Source organism: Prescottella sp. R16 (genome assembly GCF_030656875.1).
Taxonomy (GTDB): Bacteria; Actinomycetota; Actinomycetes; order Mycobacteriales; family Mycobacteriaceae; genus Prescottella.
This window is the reverse complement of the sequence record NZ_CP130943.1, coordinates 2,780,409-2,797,672: the sequence shown is the minus strand read 5'-3', so window position 1 is coordinate 2,797,672 and position 17,264 is coordinate 2,780,409. Positions and strand designations below refer to the sequence as shown.

The 17,264-nt window shown below is 71.0% G+C and carries 18 protein-coding genes and 1 tRNA gene; 15 read left to right on the top strand and 4 right to left on the bottom strand.

The window, feature by feature from the left end:
- Positions 1-94 precede the first annotated feature (94 nt).
- Positions 95-2,944, bottom strand: coding sequence for a pyruvate dehydrogenase (acetyl-transferring), homodimeric type (aceE, locus tag Q5696_RS13115; protein ID WP_305091780.1), 2,850 nt, complete (start codon positions 2,942-2,944; stop codon positions 95-97).
- Between the two features lie 392 nt (positions 2,945-3,336).
- On the opposite strand from aceE, the gene Q5696_RS13110 reads away from it, so the two are divergent.
- From Q5696_RS13110 to Q5696_RS13095, 4 genes are all read left to right on the top strand, one after another.
- Positions 3,337-3,759 carry a DUF3052 domain-containing protein gene (locus Q5696_RS13110; RefSeq protein ID WP_305095279.1) on the top strand — a complete coding sequence of 141 codons (423 nt, stop codon included), beginning with the start codon at positions 3,337-3,339 and terminating at the stop codon, positions 3,757-3,759.
- Between the two features lie 30 nt (positions 3,760-3,789).
- On the top strand, positions 3,790-4,254 hold the full coding sequence (locus Q5696_RS13105) for a peroxiredoxin (protein ID WP_305091779.1): 465 nt from the start codon (positions 3,790-3,792) through the stop codon (positions 4,252-4,254).
- A gap of 32 nt (positions 4,255-4,286) precedes the next feature.
- Positions 4,287-4,358 (top strand) — tRNA-Val (locus Q5696_RS13100).
- A gap of 18 nt (positions 4,359-4,376) precedes the next feature.
- The gene (locus Q5696_RS13095) at positions 4,377-5,669 is read left to right on the top strand and encodes a threonine/serine exporter family protein (protein WP_305091778.1); all 1,293 of its coding nucleotides are present in this window, start codon (positions 4,377-4,379) and stop codon (positions 5,667-5,669) included.
- Here Q5696_RS13095 and Q5696_RS13090 read toward each other — a convergent pair.
- Positions 5,666-5,932: a type II toxin-antitoxin system Phd/YefM family antitoxin gene (locus tag Q5696_RS13090; protein ID WP_305091777.1), complete on the bottom strand. Its 267-nt coding sequence runs from the start codon at positions 5,930-5,932 to the stop codon at positions 5,666-5,668. The genes Q5696_RS13095 and Q5696_RS13090 overlap by 4 nt on opposite strands.
- A 166-nt stretch (positions 5,933-6,098) precedes the next feature.
- Between Q5696_RS13090 and Q5696_RS13085 the strand changes: the two genes are divergently transcribed.
- Genes Q5696_RS13085 through Q5696_RS13055 form a run of 7 tightly spaced genes read left to right on the top strand, consistent with a single transcriptional unit; the run spans position 6,099 to position 11,236 of the window.
- Positions 6,099-6,623: a protein-tyrosine phosphatase family protein gene (locus Q5696_RS13085; RefSeq protein WP_305091776.1), complete on the top strand. Its 525-nt coding sequence runs from the start codon at positions 6,099-6,101 to the stop codon at positions 6,621-6,623.
- A 46-nt stretch (positions 6,624-6,669) separates the two neighbouring features.
- Positions 6,670-7,269, top strand: a complete 600-nt coding sequence (locus tag Q5696_RS13080; protein ID WP_305091775.1) for a DUF4178 domain-containing protein — start codon at positions 6,670-6,672, stop codon at positions 7,267-7,269.
- Positions 7,266-7,769: a DUF2617 family protein gene (locus Q5696_RS13075; RefSeq protein ID WP_305091774.1), complete on the top strand. Its 504-nt coding sequence runs from the start codon at positions 7,266-7,268 to the stop codon at positions 7,767-7,769. Before Q5696_RS13080 ends, Q5696_RS13075 begins: the two co-directional genes overlap by 4 nt.
- On the top strand, positions 7,757-8,164 hold the full coding sequence (locus Q5696_RS13070; protein ID WP_370654785.1) for a DUF4247 domain-containing protein: 408 nt from the start codon (positions 7,757-7,759) through the stop codon (positions 8,162-8,164). Before Q5696_RS13075 ends, Q5696_RS13070 begins: the two co-directional genes overlap by 13 nt.
- Before the next feature lie 32 nt (positions 8,165-8,196).
- The gene (locus Q5696_RS13065; protein ID WP_305091773.1) at positions 8,197-8,667 is read left to right on the top strand and encodes a DUF350 domain-containing protein; all 471 of its coding nucleotides are present in this window, start codon (positions 8,197-8,199) and stop codon (positions 8,665-8,667) included.
- Positions 8,664-10,217 carry a polyamine aminopropyltransferase gene (locus tag Q5696_RS13060; protein WP_305091772.1) on the top strand — a complete coding sequence of 518 codons (1,554 nt, stop codon included), beginning with the start codon at positions 8,664-8,666 and terminating at the stop codon, positions 10,215-10,217. Before Q5696_RS13065 ends, Q5696_RS13060 begins: the two co-directional genes overlap by 4 nt.
- A gap of 29 nt (positions 10,218-10,246) precedes the next feature.
- Positions 10,247-11,236: a cobalamin biosynthesis protein gene (locus Q5696_RS13055; protein WP_370654928.1), complete on the top strand. Its 990-nt coding sequence runs from the start codon at positions 10,247-10,249 to the stop codon at positions 11,234-11,236.
- Here the strand turns inward: Q5696_RS13055 and Q5696_RS13050 are convergent.
- Together Q5696_RS13050 and Q5696_RS13045 are read right to left on the bottom strand one after the other, a co-directional pair.
- Positions 11,221-12,192 carry an SURF1 family cytochrome oxidase biogenesis protein gene (locus Q5696_RS13050; protein WP_305091770.1) on the bottom strand — a complete coding sequence of 324 codons (972 nt, stop codon included), beginning with the start codon at positions 12,190-12,192 and terminating at the stop codon, positions 11,221-11,223. The genes Q5696_RS13055 and Q5696_RS13050 overlap by 16 nt on opposite strands.
- A gap of 28 nt (positions 12,193-12,220) precedes the next feature.
- Positions 12,221-12,904: an HAD hydrolase-like protein gene (locus Q5696_RS13045; RefSeq protein ID WP_370654784.1), complete on the bottom strand. Its 684-nt coding sequence runs from the start codon at positions 12,902-12,904 to the stop codon at positions 12,221-12,223.
- A 43-nt stretch (positions 12,905-12,947) separates the two neighbouring features.
- Between Q5696_RS13045 and cobC the strand changes: the two genes are divergently transcribed.
- The 4 genes from cobC (at position 12,948) to Q5696_RS13025 (ending at position 17,066) form a co-directional block, all read left to right on the top strand.
- The gene (gene cobC / locus Q5696_RS13040; RefSeq protein WP_370654783.1) at positions 12,948-13,982 is read left to right on the top strand and encodes an Rv2231c family histidinol phosphate aminotransferase CobC; all 1,035 of its coding nucleotides are present in this window, start codon (positions 12,948-12,950) and stop codon (positions 13,980-13,982) included.
- Positions 13,979-15,124, top strand: coding sequence for a Nif3-like dinuclear metal center hexameric protein (locus Q5696_RS13035; RefSeq protein ID WP_305091767.1), 1,146 nt, complete (start codon positions 13,979-13,981; stop codon positions 15,122-15,124). The genes cobC and Q5696_RS13035 overlap by 4 nt, the downstream gene beginning before the upstream one ends.
- Positions 15,125-15,204: 80 nt before the next feature.
- The gene (locus Q5696_RS13030) at positions 15,205-15,942 is read left to right on the top strand and encodes a zinc ribbon domain-containing protein (RefSeq protein WP_305091766.1); all 738 of its coding nucleotides are present in this window, start codon (positions 15,205-15,207) and stop codon (positions 15,940-15,942) included.
- Complete coding sequence (locus tag Q5696_RS13025; protein ID WP_305091765.1) at positions 15,939-17,066, top strand: bifunctional RNase H/acid phosphatase; 1,128 nt, start codon at positions 15,939-15,941, stop codon at positions 17,064-17,066. The genes Q5696_RS13030 and Q5696_RS13025 overlap by 4 nt, the downstream gene beginning before the upstream one ends.
- The last annotated feature ends 198 nt before the right edge of the window (positions 17,067-17,264 follow it).

Here is a 17,264-nt window from a genome sequence, read left to right as displayed (position 1 = left end):
GGACGGACGCCCGCCGTCGGCACGACGGTCCGTGGACCGTGCCGACGACGGGCGTCCGAGGAACGCTCCGTCTACCGGGTGCGCTGCCTACCGGTTACGCGACACCGGGATCCGAGGTCTGCTCGGGGGCGGCGTCGACGTCGTCGATCCGGTAGCGGGCCGCCGCCTCGGCGGCAACCGACCGGTCGAGCTTGCCGTCCTTCGCGAGCCCGGACAGGACCGCGACCACGATCGACTCGGCGTCGACGTTGAAGAACCGGCGGGCCGCCGGACGGGTGTCGGAGAAACCGAAACCGTCGGTGCCGAGCGTCGTGTAGGTGCCGGGCACCCACTGCCGGATCTGGTCCGGGACGGCCCGCATCCAGTCGGACGCGGCGACGAACGGGCCCTCGGTGCCGGCCAGCGCCTGCGCGATGTACGGCTGCGGCGCGTCCTCGCCGGGCTTGTGCAGGGCGAGCCGCTCGCACTCGACGCCGTCGCGGCGCAGTTCGCCCCACGACGTCACCGACCACACGTCCGCGGCGACGCCCCACTCGGCGGCGAGCATCTCCTGCGCGTTCACCGCGGCGGGCATGGTGACACCCGACGCCAGGATCTGCGCCTTCGGCCCGGTGTTCTCGGCCCGCTTGTACAGGTAGATGCCCTTGAGCAGGCCCTCGACGTCCAGGTCCTCCGGCTGCGCGGGCTGCACGTACGGCTCGTTGTAGATGGTGAGGTAGTAGAAGACGTTCTCGCCACCGAACCCGGCCTCGCCGGGGGTGCCGCCGAACATGCGGCGCAGGCCGTCCTTGAAGATGTGCGCGATCTCGTACGAGAACGCCGGATCGTAGGTGACGGCCGCCGGGTTCGTCGACGCCAGCAGCAGCGAATGACCGTCGGCGTGCTGCAGGCCCTCACCGGTGAGGGTGGTGCGGCCGGCGGTCGCACCGAGCACGAATCCGCGGGTCATCTGGTCGGCGGCCGCCCACAGGCTGTCGCCGGTCCGCTGGAACCCGAACATCGAGTAGAAGATGTACACCGGGATCATCGGCAGGCCGTGCGTCGCGTACGACGTGCCGACCGCGGTGAACGACGCCGCCGAACCGGCCTCGTTGATGCCCTCGTGCAGGATCTGGCCGACTTCGCTCTCCTTGTAGGCGAGCATCAGTTCGGCGTCGACCGACGTGTACAGCTGACCGTTGCGGTTGTAGATCTTCAGCGACGGGAACCACGAGTCCATGCCGAACGTGCGGGCCTCGTCGGGAATGATCGGCACGATGTGCGGGCCGACCTCCTTGTCCCGCAACAGTTCCTTGAGTACGCGGACCGTCGCCATCGTGGTGGCGACCTCCTGCTTGCCGGACCCCTTGAGGACCGGGGCGTACACCTTGTCGTCCGGCACGGTCAGCGGGGCGGCGTCGGTGTTGCGCGACGGCAGGAACCCGCCGAGGGCCGTACGGCGGTCGAGCATGTACCGGATCTCCGGCGCGTCCGGGCCCGGGTGGTAGTACGGGGGCAGGTACGGATCCTTCTCGAGCTCCGCGTCGGAGATCGGGATGCGCTGGATGTCGCGGAACCGCTTGAGATCGTCGAGGGTGAGCTTCTTCATCTGGTGGGTCGCGTTGCGGCCCTCGAAGTGCTTGCCCAGGGTGTAGCCCTTGATGGTCTTCGCGAGGATCACCGTCGGCTGGCCCTTGTGCGCCATCGCGGCCGCGTACGCGGCATGCACCTTGCGGTAGTCGTGGCCGCCGCGCTTGAGGTTCCAGATCTCCTGGTCGGTCATGTCGGCGACCAGAGCCTTGGTCCGCGGGTCGCGGCCGAAGAAGTGCTCGCGCACGAACGCGCCGTCGTTGGCCTTGTACGTCTGGTAGTCGCCGTCCGGCGTCGCGTTCATCAGGTTGACGAGCGCGCCGTCCTTGTCGGCGTGCAGCAGGGCGTCCCACTCGCGGCCCCACACGACCTTGATGACGTTCCAGCCGGCGCCCCGGAAGAACGACTCCAGTTCCTGGATGATCTTGCCGTTGCCGCGGACCGGGCCGTCGAGACGCTGCAGGTTGCAGTTGACGACGAACGTCAGGTTGTCGAGGCCCTCGGTGGCCGCGACGTGCGCGAGACCCCGCGACTCCGGCTCGTCCATCTCGCCGTCGCCGAGGAACGCCCACACGTGCTGCTGCGACGTGTCCTTGAGGCCGCGGTCGTGCAGGTAGTGGTTGAAACGGGCCTGGTAGATGGCGTTCATCGGGCCGAGGCCCATCGACACCGTCGGGAACTCCCAGAAGTCGGGGAGCAGACGCGGATGCGGGTACGACGGCAGGCCGCCGCCCTTCTTCGCGTGGCTGGCCTCCTGCCGGAAACCGTCGAGCTGGTCGGGGCCGATCCGGCCCTCGAGGAACGCACGGGCGTAGATGCCCGGCGATGCGTGACCCTGCACGAAGATGTGGTCGCCGCCGCCCGGATGATCCTTGCCGCGGAAGAAGTGGTTGAAGCCCACCTCGTACAGGGCGGCGGACGACGCGTACGTCGAGATGTGGCCGCCGACGCCGACTCCGGGACGCTGCGCGCGATGCACCATGATCGCGGCGTTCCAGCGGATCCACGCGCGGTAGCGGCGCTCGACCTCCTCGTCACCGGGGAACCACGGCTCGTTCTCGGTGGGGATCGTGTTGACGTAGTCGGTGGAGGTGAGGGCGGGAATCGACACGTGCCGCTCACCGGCGCGTTCGAGCAGACGCAGCATCAGGTAGCGGGCACGGGAGTCTCCGGCCCGGTCGAGCAGACCGTCGAACGATTCGAGCCATTCGCTGGTCTCGTCCGGATCGATGTCCGGCAGATAGGACGCCACCCCCTCGCGAATGACGCGAACCCGGCCGTCGGTGCCGGGAGCTGCGGGTGACGTGGACCCTCCGGTGACGCCTGTGGTGTCGGCGTTCGGTGAAGACGCGGGCCCTTGGATCAGGTCTGACAAGGTGTGCTCCTCATTGTGGTGGGGACGCTCGGTTGTCGCATCCACTCCATCCGGACGGTCCTTGGTCGGGGCCGGCCCGGTTTCCATACGAATATGGCGCAGCCCTCATCTTCCCCCATCCGCAGTGCCGGGGCACCCCGGCTCCCGGCTTCCCTTCCCGGCGCGTCGAAACCCTGATCGGGCGTCCGCATTTGTCCTGATCAGCAGGGTTTGCTCGGTCTCGGTTCGGCTTTCTCGAAATTTTCACGGTCGTCGGCTTGCATGAACGGCTCCGACCATGTTCGCTTTCCACTATTGATCGACGCACGCTCGATCCCGACCGGGATGCGCGACGACGACCGGACGACGTGCCGGACGGACACGAGCACCACGAACTCGAGGAGGACACCACCGTGGTCGCCGCGGCCGACGCCCAGAACTACGCCCAGAAGCTCGGCATCATCCACGACATGGTGGTTCAGGAACTGGGGTGGGACGACGACACCGACGACGCGCTACGCGCCGTTGTCGAAGAGGCCATCGGTGGAGAGATGGTCGACGAGGATTCCGACGAGGTCGTGGACGTCGTGCTGCTGTGGTGGCGCGACGGCGACGGCGACCTGGTCGACGCACTGATGGACGCGATCGGTCCGCTGTCCGACGACGGTTTCGTGTGGGTCCTCACCCCCAAGACAGGTCAGCCCGGGCACGTCGAGCCGAGCGAGATCGCCGAGTCGGCGCCGACCGCCGGCCTCACGCAGACCTCGGCCGCGAACCTGGGGGCCTGGAGCGGCAGCCGCCTGGTCCAGCCCAAGGCCCGCGCACCCAAGCGCTGATCCTCCATCCCCCGATCGTCAGGACGACACATGCCTCTCGAAGTGGGCGCCACCGCGCCCGATTTCACCCTCAAGGATCAGAACAACCAGGAAGTCACGCTGTCCGACTTCCGCGGCAAGAAGAACGTGCTGCTGGTCTTCTACCCGCTCGCCTTCACCGGCGTGTGCCAGGGCGAACTGTGCCGGGTACGCGACGAACTCCCCAAGTTCCAGAACGACGACGCCGAAATCCTCGCGATCTCCGTCGGCCCGTCGCCCACCCACAAGATCTGGGCGGCCGAACAGGGGTACACGTTCCCGCTGCTGTCCGACTTCTGGCCGCACGGTGCCGTCGCGCAGGCGTACGGCGTCTTCAACGACGACTTCGGCTTCGCCAACCGCGGCACGTTCGCGATCGACAAGGACGGCATCATCCGGTTCGCGGAGATGAACGGCCCCGGCGAGCCCCGTGACCAGGGAGCTTGGGAGAACGCGCTCACCGCGCTACAGTCCTGAGGCGATTCCGGCGGCGTCCGCCGCCGGAATTCGGGCGTGTAGCTCAGTGGTAGAGCTCTGGTTTTACACACCAGCGGTCGGGGGTTCGAAACCCTCCGCGCCCACCCACGTACCCTTCCCCGGTGCACAGTCCGACCCGCGGAGCCGGTCCCGGCAGCGATCCCACCACTGCCCGGCAACTCGGCGAGTTGGGTGTCCTGTTGCTCGACGCCGGACTGTCGGTCACCGATGTCCGCGCCTCCCTGGAATCGGTGCCGGCCGCGGGCCGGCGTGGCGGCGGTGACCTGGCGTTCGCCGTTCTGCCCGATTCGGTCATCGTCACCGACGACACCGGGGCGGTGACGATGCTGCGTTCCGGCGGGGCCGGGCTGTCGTTCCGTCAGGCCGCGCACGCCAGCAGGCTGCTCCACCACATCGTCGCGGCGGCGGTCCCGCTGTCGCAGTTGCCCGCGCGCATCGCGCAGGTGCGGGCGATGACCCGTCCGTACCCGTTGACGTCCTGGGCGGTGGGCAGTGCACTCATCGCCGGAGGACTGGCCCTGGTGTTCCGGTGCCCGTGGTGGTCGATCCTCGCCGCGGCCGCGGTCGGTGCGCTCGTCGGCGTGGTCACCTCGATCCTGGACCGGGCGCGGGACGGTGTCGCGATCGTGCCGTTCGTCTCCGCATTCCTGTCCACCGTGCTCGTCGGTGTCGTGGGCACCGTCCTCGACCTGGGGCCGGTGCCCCTGTTCGCGGTGTGCGCGCCCGTCGCGATCCTGGTGCCGGGTGCGGTGATCACCAACGCGCTGCTGGAGTTGACGTCCACCGACATCGTGACCGGATCCTCGCGACTGCTCTACGGCCTGATCATGCTCGGGTTCATGACGGCCGGGATCACCGCCGGCGCGCAGGTGACGGGTCTGCGGATCGACCCGGACTCCGCTGCCCTGCTCGGCGAGATCGGGTCGGTCGACGGCACCGGCGGCTGGCTCGCGTTGCCGCCGCTGTGGATGTCCTGGGTCGGTGTCGTGGTGCTCGCACTCGGGATCGGTGTCGCGTTCGGTGCAGGCCTCCGGCTCACCCTGCTGGGCGTGGCCGTCATGACGGGAACCTACGCGGTCCTCGTCGGGGCCACCCCACTGATCGGCGGCGTCGCCGCGACCGGACTGGCCGCCGGTGTCCTGTTCGTCACCGCCCGGATCCTCGAGAACCTGACCGTTGCCGTCCCGGCCACGGTCTCGTTCCAGCCGGCGTTCCTGCTGCTGGTGCCCGGCACCGTCGGTCTCGTGGCACTCGCCGCGTTCGACGCCGCCGCCCTGCACAGCACTCCGGCAACATTCGTCAGCCTGTGTATCGGTACCAAGATCGGTGCGCTGGCCGCAGAGGTCGTCGTGCGCCCCCGCCGGCCACAGGCCGGGCCCGCCGCCACACCCTAGACGGCGGCGTCCTTGCGTTTACTGCGTTTCCCGTGGTTCGTCGCTGCGGGGCGGGTGCGGGCCATCTCGCGTCGCAGGCTGTCCATCAGTTCGGGGGAGCGGAGCAGGAAGCTCGCCTCCTGTAGTGCGGCGTACCGCTCACTGGAGATCAGGACCGCCGCGCCGCGTCTGCCGACGATCTCGACCGCAACGGTGTCGTCGTTGACCGCGCGGACGAGGGAGCCCAACCGTTTGCGTGCGTTCTTCACCGTCGTCGTCGGCACTTCCGGCGACTCCCTTCGTCGTGGAAACCACACCTCGTAGTGCTGTCCTCGGGCATCCTCGCACCCGCGGCGCCGATCCGGGTGGCAGGCGAGGGAGAAAACTGCCGCGCCGCCACCGTTCGCGGCGATACTGGAGTCCCGTCCCCGCAACGAACGGACGTCCCGCGTGAACGACGAGTACGTCGATCCGACGGCGATCGACATCGACCTCGACCCGATGCGGCGGCATCTGGTCGGTATCACCGCGCACGGGCACCTGCCGTTCGACGTTCCCGTGGTCAGCGAGATCGCACACAACCTGTGGCAGGGCGGTTGCCGGGACGGGCTGATCCTGCCGAGTTTCGTCACCCATCTGGTCTCCCTGTATCCGTGGGAGCAGTACGACATCCGGCACGCCGTCGACTCCGAGGTGTACGTGCGCATGTACGACAGCGTGGAGCAGGGATTCGAGCAGGTCGACGCGCTCGCCTCGTGGGTCAACGTGTGCCGGGAGACCGGGCCGGTGCTGGTGCACTGCCAGGTCGGGCTCAACCGGTCGAGCCTGGTCGCGGCCCGGGCGATGGTGCTGTCGGGGGAGGCGGACCCGGCGGGGGCGATCGCACTGCTGCGGCTGCGGCGATCCCCGGCCTGCCTGTGCAACGAGACGTTCGAGGCGTGGCTGCTGTCGGAGCAGGTGGACGACGACCAGTAGGGTCGGAGCGTTCCGAAAGTCACGAATATGGGGGAAGCCTGTTCGCATGCTCGTCGTGATCGCTCTACTCGTCCTGTTGGTGCTCGTGGTGGTCGCGGTGGTGATCGTCCGCGCCGAGCGGTCCGCTGCCGCCTCCCGGAGGCCCCGCCGCGTCGACCCGCTCGCCGACTACCCGGAGGTGTACGACCCGCACCGGATCGGTGTCGGCGACATCGTCACGTACGCCGGTATCGACCATGTCGTGCGCGGCACCATCGTCCTCGACGACGAGGGCTACCGGTGGCACGAACACCTCCTCGACGGGTCCACCGGGCGGCGCTGGCTCACCGTCGAGGACGACGAGGGCGAACTCGAACTGACGCTGTGGATGCGGCGTGAGGGCACCGGCCTCGAGCCCGGCGGCGACGTCGTCCTCGACGACCGCGTCTACCGGAAGATCGAGTCCGGTTCGGCCCGGTTCACCGCCGAGGGCACGACGGGTACCGCCCCGACCGGATCGATGGACTATGTCGACTACGCGACCGCCGACGGCACCGGACTGCTCGGCTTCGAGCGGTGGACGCGGTCGTCGTCGTGGGAGGTCTCCACCGGCCGCGCCGTCACCCGTGGTGAACTGAACGTCATCCACTCCGGTCCCGTGCAGTGAGCGTCCACGTACTCGACGTGGTGCCCACCGACATCTCCGCCGATGCGCTCGGGCTGCTGCTGGACGCCCCGGCCCCCGACACCCTCGCCGACCTGCGGCTGTCGGATCCGGTCGCCGGGACCGTCGTCCTCGGGGTGCTCGGGGCCTCGCACGTCGTCGTCGCCGACGCCGACGGCACCCGGTTCACCGAACAGGTGTCGTGCGACGCCGTCCGGTCCGGGGGCCGCGCACTGCCGGAAACCGAAGAGCGGCACGGCTATCGGTTCTCGTCCCGTGTCGAACGGGTGAGCGGGACCGAACTGCGGAAACGGGCCCGTGACCTGCGTGACCGGGCCACCGCAGCGGACTGGGTGTGCGCGGGCTTCCCCGGCCACCCGGACGCCCTGACCGTCCTCACCGCGACCGCGTACTCCGGCGAATGGCGTTGGCGCACCTGGCACCTGTATCCCGGGGGCGACAGCGGCACCGTCGTCACGACCGAGAGCAGGTGGCGGCCGTGAGGCGCGCGGCCCTCGCATCGATGCTGGTGGTCGTGGCCGCTGTGCTGGCCGGCTGCGGCGGCAGCGTCCGCGAGCACCTCGGCGACCGGTTCGAGCACCGTTCGACGTCGGGCAGCGTCGTCACCTACCACTCGAAGGATCCGGTGGGCACCACCGTTTCCCGCATCGTGGCGGACGACGAACCGTCCGCCCGCCGCGCCGACGGCAACAACGAATACCTGCGCTACCCCGACGACATCGTCACCGTCGGACCGGCCGCAGGCGGCGGCAGCACCGTCACCGTCGAGGACCTGGGCCGCTACAACGGCGGGCACTTCACCTACCTCGGACCCGGGTTCAGTCCCGGCTCGCCCGCCGCCGGCAACGTCTCCGGCGGATCGGGATCCGCGAAATGATCACCCCCACACAGTTTTCCGGGAGCACACACATGACCGTCACGAACCTCGCCGTGACCACCGAGATGGGATCCGTCCACGTGGGGCCGATGGTCGGCGGGGTCGCCGCGACCCTCGCGTTCTTCGCCGTCGGTATCGCCGTGCTCACCGCCGGCTTCGCGATGCTCGACGCCCTCACCCCGGGCAACCTGCGCCGACAGGTGTACGTCGAGAAGAACCCCAACGCGGCGATCCTGTTGGGCGCCAACCATCTCGCGCTCGCGATCGTCGTGATCACCGCGATCCTCACCAGCTCCGACGGCTTCGCACAGGGCATCGTCGACTCGCTCGTGTACGGCGTCGTCGGTGTCGTACTGCAGGCTGCGGCACTCGCGATCATGAACGTGCTGCTGCCCGGCCGGCTCGTCACCCTCGTCGGCGAGCCGCGGATGTGCGGTGCGGCCTGGGCCGTCGCGATCACCCTGTTCTCGGTGGGCCTGGTCAACGCCGCAGCACTGTCGTGATCCCGGCCGCCCCGGCCGTCCCGCGGGCGCTCGGCCGCCGCGCCCGGGTGGTGCTGCTCGCCGCGGTCGCGGCCTGCGCGGCGTGCGGCCTCGTCTACGAATTGGCGCTGCTGACCCTGTCGGCGAGCCTCACCGGCGGCGGCATCACCGAGACGTCGCTGATCGTTGCCGGCTACGTCGCCGCGCTCGGCCTCGGTGCGCTCGCCGCGAAACCGCTGCTGCGGCACGCCGGCCCGGCGTTCGTCGGCGTCGAGGTGGTGCTCGGGCTCGTCGGTGGCGTCAGCGCCGCCGCCCTGTACGTGTCGTTCACGTTCCTCGGCTCGTCGACCTGGGTGCTGGTCCTCGCGACCGCCGCGATCGGCATGCTCGTCGGCGCCGAGGTGCCGCTGCTCATGACGCTGCTGCAGACCGGACGCGGCGGTGACGCCGCCGACACCGGCAAGGTCCTCGCCAACCTCAACGCCGCCGACTACGCGGGCGCCCTCGTCGGCGGGCTGGCATGGCCGTTCCTGCTGCTGCCGGCGGCGGGCCTGATCCGCGGCACCGCCCTCACCGGCATGGTGAACCTGGCGGCCGCCGCGATCGCCGCACTGTTCCTGCTGCGCGGGCACCTGCGTCCGGCCGTCCGGGCCGTCGCCGTGCTCGCCCTGCTGCTGGCCGCCGCCCTGCTCGCCGTCCTCCTGGCCCGCTCGTCCGACATCGAGACCACGTCCCGGCAGCGGCTCTACCCCGACCCCGTCGTGTACGCGCAGCGGTCGCAGTACCAGGAGATCGTCGTCACCGAACGCGCCGGCGACGTGCGCCTCTACCTCGACGGCGATCTGCAGTTCTCGAGCCGTGACGAGCACCGCTACACCGAGTCCCTCGTGTACCCGGCGCTGGCCCGGGACCCGCAGCGGGTGCTGATCCTCGGCGGCGGCGACGGGCTCGCCGCCCGCGAGATACTGCGCCACGACAGCGTCCGGGAGATCGTGCAGGTGGAACTCGACCCGGCCGTCCTGGACGTCGCGAACACCCGGCTGCGCGGCCTCAACGGCGGTGCGCTCGAGGATCCCCGGGTCACCGTCGTCGTCGACGACGCGTTCCGCTGGCTGCGCGACGGCACGCACGGTGAGTTCGACGCGGTGATCGTCGACCTGCCCGACCCGGACACCCCGACGCTGGGGCGGCTGTACTCGACCGAGTTCTACGGTGTCGCGTCGACCGTGCTCGCGCCGGGCGGGCTGATGGTGGTGCAGGCGGGCAGCCCGTACTCGACGCCGGACGCGTTCTGGCGGACCGTCGGCACCGTCGAATCCGTCGGACTGGGGGTGACGCCGTACCACGTGCTGGTACCGAGTTTCGGGGACTGGGGGTATGCGCTGGCCCAGGTCGGGCCCGCCCCGGGGCTGTCGCTGTCACCGCATGCCGCGCCCCGCCGATTCCTCGACGAGGCCACCCTCGCCGCGGCCGGCGGATTCCCGCTGGACCGGCAGCGTCGCCTGCTCGCACCGTCGACGCTCGACCGCCCGCACATCGTCGACGACATGCGCCGCGGATTCGAACGCTGACCGGAACCGGTGGTACAACTGGGCGCGTGCTGCGCCCCACCCACCGACCGGCCCCTCGCCCCCATCCCACGGCCCGGGCGGCGGGACTGCTCCTCGGCTACGTCGCCGATCGGGTGTTCGGCGATCCTCGCCGGTTCCATCCGGTCGCCGGATTCGGCCGGGCCGCAGCCTCGTTCGAGACACTGACGTACGCCGACAGCCGACCCGCCGGGGCCGTGCACACCGCCGTCCTCGTCGGGGCGACCGTCGCCGGTGGGATACTCGCGGAACGCGCCGCGGCCCGGTTCGGCTGGGTGGGGGAGACGGCCGTGACCGCCGCCGCCACCTGGACGGTCCTCGGTGGCACGTCGCTCGCCGGGACCGGGCGGGCCATGGCCGGCCACCTCGACCGCGGTGACCTGGATGCCGCGCGGAATCTGCTGCCGTCGCTGTGCGGACGCGACCCGAGCGTCCTGGGTGCCGACGGGATCGCCCGCGCCAGCCTCGAATCGGTCGCCGAGAACACCTCCGACGCCACCGTCGGTGCACTCTTCTGGGGCGCGGTCGCGGGTGTGCCCGGACTGCTCGGCTACCGGGCGTCCAACACCCTCGACGCCATGATCGGCTACCGCAACGACCGCTACCGCCACTTCGGGTGGGCTGCGGCCCGCTGGGACGACGTCGTCAACCTGGCCCCGGCCCGGCTCGCCGGCGTCCTCACCGTGGCCGCGGCGCCCGTCGTCGGCGGCTCCCCGCGCGGCGCGTGGCGGGCGTGGCGCCGCGACGCCGCGAACCATCCCAGCCCCAACGCCGGAGTCGCGGAAGCGTCCGCGGCCGGGGCACTCGGTGTGCAGCTCGGGGGCCGCACCGAATACCCGCACGGCGTGGAGATGCGTCCCACCCTCGGGACGGGGCCGGCACCGGTCGTCGCGGACCTGGGCCGGGCCGCGAGACTGTCCACCGCAGTCCAGACCGGTGCCGCGGCGGTCGCGGCAGTCCTCGCGCTGGGCGCGCGGCGGTCACGTCACCGTTTGCCGTAGCGGTCCGCGAGCTTCGCCTCCGACGCGCTGAGCGGTGCGGCGGGGGCGTCGGACTTCTTCCTGCGCAGCGTGCGCTTGGTCGGCAGCCGGAACTCGTCGTCGGGGGTCGTCCCGTCGACCACAGCCGGCACGTCGGGTACGGCCGGGATGTCGGATACGGCCGGGATGTCGTCGGGTGCGGTCTCCGGCGTCGCCGCCGCACCGCCGACGGCATTCTCGCGGGCCTTGCGACGTTCCCGGAGTTCGGCGCGGACGAAGTACGCGAGACCCAACGGCGCCATGATGCCGAACGCCAGCCACTGCAACCCGTACGACAGGTACGGTCCGGAGTCCATCTGCGGCAGCGGGATCGTGCCCAGGCCACCCGGCTGACCGTCGTCGAGCTGTAGATACCCGTTCACCAGGTCGGTGCCGATGAACGCGCCGACCTGCCCGGAATCGATGAAGTAGACCTGCCGGGTGCCCGACTCGGTGATCGGATCCTTCCCGGGAACGGTGCCCTCCGACATGCGGATCCGGCCCTCGACCGTCACCGGCCCGGACGGGGCCGGCGGAATCGGCGGGGCCTGCGTGCCCTGGACGGGCCGCACGTAACCACGATTGACGAGCATCGTCTGCCCGTCCGTCAACGTCAGCGGCGTGAGCACCTCGTAGGCGGGTGCATCCCCGACGGACCGCAACCGGACCAGGACGTCGGTGTCCGGGACGTACGTTCCGGTCGCGAGAACCTTGCGCCACTCGTCCTGCGGGGCCGGACCGGTACCGCCGATCAGCGAGTCGATCGGGACCGCGTCGGCGTCGATCGACTCCTCGAGCAGGGTGTTGCGCTCGGACGTCCGGGTGTTCTTGCCCAGCTGCCACGGTGCCAGCACCGTGAAACACATGAAGGCGAACCCGGCGACGACGGCCGCCAACGCCAACCATCCCGGTCGCAACAGAAATTTCAGCCTGCCCACGGCCTCCACGGTACTGGTTCGCTGCAGGTCACCTCGCCAGCACCCGCGTCAGCTCGGCGGTCGACGCGGCCGTCCAGCGTGCACCGGCAGCCTCGGCGGGGGAGCCGTACCCCCATTCGACGAACACCGTCGGAATGCCCCAGTGCGCGGCCCCGTGCACATCGTGCTCGCGGTCCCCGATCATCACCACGTCGGGAGTGCCGCCCGGGACCGCGGTCAGGCCCAGCCCGCCCAGCACGTGCCCGATGACGTCGGCCTTGGCGCGCCGGGACCCGTCCGGGCTCGCCCCGCCGATCGTCTCGAAGTAGCCGGCGAGCCCGAAGTGCTCGAGGATCCGGATCGCGAACGTCTCCGTCTTCGACGTCGCCACCGCCAGCCGGGCGCCCGACGCCTGCGCCGCGATCAGCGCCTCCTCGACACCGTCGTACACGGCGTTCTCCGACCAGCCGACGGCGTCGTACCGCTCGAAGTACGCGGCCAGGGCGGCGGCGGTGTCGCGCTCGTCGAGGCCCATCGCGTGCATCGACTCGATCAGCGGCGGCCCGATCACCGTCGCCAGCATCGCCGCGGTCGGCTCGGGACGGCCGATCGTGGACAGGGCGTGTCGGAACCCGTTGTGGATGCCGAGCGCGGAATCGGTGAGGGTGCCGTCGAGGTCGAACAACAGCACCGGAGCGAGGGGGGTCGAGATATCGGTCACCGCATCAGTCACCGTGCCATTGTCCCGGTCGGCCCGCGTCGTAGGGTGGGCGGTCATGGACCTCGGATCGGACACGCTCGCGCCACTGCGGCACCACGGCGACGCCGAGACCGGTCCGGGCCTCCTCGATTTCGCGGTCAACGTGCAGGGTGACGGGCCACCGGAATGGCTGCGGGCCCGGCTCGCCGCCGCGGTCGGAGCCCTCGGCAGGTATCCGAGCGCCGATGCCGACCGCCGGGCCCGCGGACAGGTCGCGGCCCGTCACGGCCGTACCCCGGACGAGGTGTTGCCGCTGGCCGGCGGCGCCGAGGGATTCGCGATGCTGCCGCGGCTCGCCCCCCGCGAGGCCGCCCTGATCCACCCGTCGTTCACCGAACCGGAACTCGCGCTGCGCGAGGCCGCGGTCCCGGTCACCCACGTCGTCCTCGACGCGCCCTACCGGCTCGACCCGGCCGCCGTCCCCGACTCCGCCGACCTCGTCGTGCTCGGCAACCCCACCAACCCGACGTCGGTGCTGCACCCGGCCGCCGACGTGCTCGCGCTGCGCCGGCCCGGCCGGATCGTCGTCGTCGACGAGGCGTTCATGGACGCCGTGCCCGGGGAACCGCAGTCGGTGGCCGGCCTGTCTCTGCCCGACGTGCTGGTGCTGCGCAGCCTCACCAAGACGTGGGCGCTCGCCGGACTGCGCTGCGGCTATGCGCTCGGACACCCCGACGTACTGGCGCGCCTCACCCGGGGGCGTGCGCACTGGCCCGTCGGCAGCCTGCAGCTCGAGGCGATCACCGCGTGCAGCGAACCGCACGCGGTCGCCGAGGCCGCCGGACAGGCCCGCCGGATCGCCGCCGACCGGGACGTCGCCGTCGACCTGCTGCGGGCCGCGGGGATCGACGTGCACACCCCGGCGTCGGCACCGTTCCTGCTGCTGCGCGTGCCCGGCGGTGACCGGGTGCGGACCGCGCTGCGGGAGCACGGCATCGCCGTCCGTCGCTGTGACACGTTCCCCGGACTGGGGCCGGACGTCCTGCGGATCGCGGTGCGCCCGCAGGCGATGACCGAACGACTGATCGCCGTCTTGGAGGAGATCCCGTGACCACGCCGAAAACCGTTCCGACCCTGGACGACGTGATCGCCGCCCTCGAGGCCGCCTACCCGCCGGCCCTCGCCGAATCGTGGGATTCCGTCGGACTCGTCGCCGGTGACCCGGCCGACGAGGTGCGGAAGGTGGTCGTCGCCGTCGACGCCACCGAGGCCGTCGTCGACGAGGCCCTCGCAACCGGCGCCCAGCTACTGCTGGTGCACCATCCGCTGCTGCTGCGCGGCGTCGACACCGTCGGCGCCCACACCCCGAAGGGGGCGCTGCTGCACCGGCTGATCCGCGGCGGATGCGCCCTGTACAGCGCGCACACCAACGCCGACCGCGCCGATCCGGGTGTGTCCGACGCCCTCGCCGCCGCTCTCGGCCTCGTCGACACCCGCCCGCTCGTCCCGATCCCCGACCGGGCCACCGACAAGTGGGTGGTGACGGTGCCGGCCACCGACACCGTCCGGGTCCGCGAGGCACTCTTCGCGGCGGGTGCCGGGGAACTCGGCGACTACCGCGACTGCAGCTGGACCGTCACCGGTGACGGACAGTTCCGTCCGATGCCCGGTGCGAACCCCGCCCTCGGTTCGGTCGGTGCCGTCGAGCACGTTCGTGAGGACCGTGTCGAGGTGATCGCTCCGCGAACGGCGCGGACCCGGCTCCTGTCCGCGCTGCGTGCCGCGCACCCGTACGAGGAGCCGGCCTTCGACGTGTTCGAGACCGTCGACTTCCCCGGACGCCGCGGTCTCGGCCGCATCGGGACGCTGCCGCAGCCGACGACGTTGCGTGCGTTCACCGCCCGCGTCGCCGACGCGTTGCCCCGCACCGAGTGGGGGGTGCGGGCGGCCGGTGACCCGGACCGGATCGTCCAGACCGTCGCGGTGTGCGGCGGGTCCGGGGATTCCCTCCTCGCGACCGTGTCCCGGCTCGGCGCCGACGCGTACGTGACCGCCGACCTGCGGCACCATCCGGCCGACGAGCACCTGCGCACCGGCGGGCCCGCCCTCGTCGACGTCGCGCACTGGGCCAGCGAGCAGCCGTGGTGCGCGCAGGCGAAGGATGTCCTCGACGCCCGGTTCTCCGGTGTCGACGGCTGGGACGTGCGGGTGACGGACCTGCGGACCGATCCGTGGACCGTCGCCTGTCACTGACCGGGCCGGGTACGGTTGACACTCGATCTCGGGTCACCCGAGCGCCCCGATGTACAAGAACACAGCAGGAGCTTTCACGCGTGAACGTCGACCCTTCAGTGCAGTCCAAGCTTCTCCAGCTCGCCGGTGTGGACACCGAGTCGACGCGGCTCGCGCACCGTCGCAGCACCCTGCCGGAGCAGCAGGAAGTCGAGCGGCTCGAGGCCGAGCGGGTCGGCCGCAAGGATGCGGCGGTGGCCGTGGAGATCGTGCTCGACGACCTCGACCGCGACATCCGGAAGCTCGAGGGTGAGGTCGACGCCGTCCGTCAGCGGGAGATGCGGGACCGGAAGCTCCTCGAGGGTGGCACCCTGGCGCCCAAGCAGCTCACCGAACTGCAGCACGAACTCGGCAGCCTGGAACGCCGCCAGTCCGTGCTCGAGGACGAACTGCTCGAGGTGATGGAGCGTCGGGAGGCGTCGCAGGCCGACCACGACCACGCCGGTGCCCGGCTGACGCAGGTCGAGGACGAGATGATCGACGCCGAACGTCGCCGCGACGACGCCCTCGCCGACCTGCAGAAGGCGCAGGAGCGGTGCGACGCGGACCGGGCCGCGCTGATCGGCCTGTTCCCTGACGAGCTGCTCGCGATCTACGAGAAGCAGCGGGAACAGCGGGGTGTGGGGGCGGCACTGCTGCAGGCCCGCCGCTGCGGTGCATGCCGCATCGAGATCGACCGCGGCGAGATCGCCCGTATCGCCGGAACCCCCGCCGACGTCGTCGTCCGCTGCCCCGAATGCGGTGCAATCATGGTGCGCACCAAGGAATCCGGTCTGTGACCGACCGCGTCGTCGTCGAGGCGGACGGGGGGTCGCGCGGTAATCCCGGCCCGGCCGGCTACGGCGCGGTCGTGTTCGACGCCGCCCACGGCCGGGTGCTCGCGGAGCGGCGCGAGTTCCTCGGCGTCGCCACCAACAACGTCGCCGAGTATCGCGGTCTGATCGCGGGCCTGACCGCGGCCCGCGACGGCGGCGCCCGCGAGGTCGACGTCCGCATGGACTCCAAGCTCGTCGTCGAGCAGATGTCGGGACGCTGGAAGGTCAAGCACCCCGACATGATCCCGCTCGCGCAGCGGGCCCGGGAGGTCGCGTCGGCGTTCGACCGGGTCACCTACACGTGGATTCCGCGCAGCGAGAACGGTCACGCCGACCGCCTCGCCAACGAGGCGATGGACGGCGACGACGCGATCACGTCCGGATTCTCCGAGGGATTCGAGGAGGAGGGCGTCGACTCCGGCACCGATGTGGTCGAGGAGTCGGCGACGCCGGCACCCGGCTGGACCGGCGCGGTCGGCGCCCCCACCCGGATGCTGCTGCTGCGGCACGGGCAGACGGAACTGTCCGTCGAGCGCCGCTACTCGGGCCGCGGCAATCCGCCGCTCACCGCCCTCGGTCGCGGGCAGGCGCGGGCCGCGGCCGGACGGATCGCCGCGAAGGGTGCGATCGCGGCGGTCGTGTCGTCGCCGCTGGGCCGGGCCCGCGAGACCGCGGAGGCGGCCGCCGGTGCCCTCGGACTGCCGGTCACGGTGCACGACGGGCTGATCGAAACCGACTTCGGTGCCTGGGAGGGGCTCACCTTCCTCGAGGCGTCCGAACGCGACCCCGACGTGCACGGCCGCTGGCTGTCGGACACGTCGGTGCGGCCCCCCGGCGGGGAGAGCTTCGACCAGGTACGGACCCGGATCGAGACCGTGCGCGACGACCTGACCGCGACGTACGCGGGCAGCAACATCCTCGTCGTCACGCACGTCACCCCGATCAAGACGCTGCTGCAGCTCGCCCTCGGGGTGGGGCCGTCGCTGCTGTACCGGCTGCACCTGGATCTGGCGTCGCTGAGCATCGCCGAGTTCTATCCGGACGGCGGGTCGTCGGTGCGGCTGGTCAACGACACGTCGCACCTGTGACCGGGCCGGATCGGTAGCCGAACGAACAGTCGATTGGATTCGGTGGCGACGGCGGGCGTAGTGTGTCCGCTGTGAACACTCTGCTGACCTGTCGACGCTGGGTCGACAACTGTCTGCAGTCGAGTGCCGTCTGTCGCTCCTGACCACGCCCCGACCACTCGCGTCCGGGTAGGCCCGGACATCCCCGGTGATGTCCCG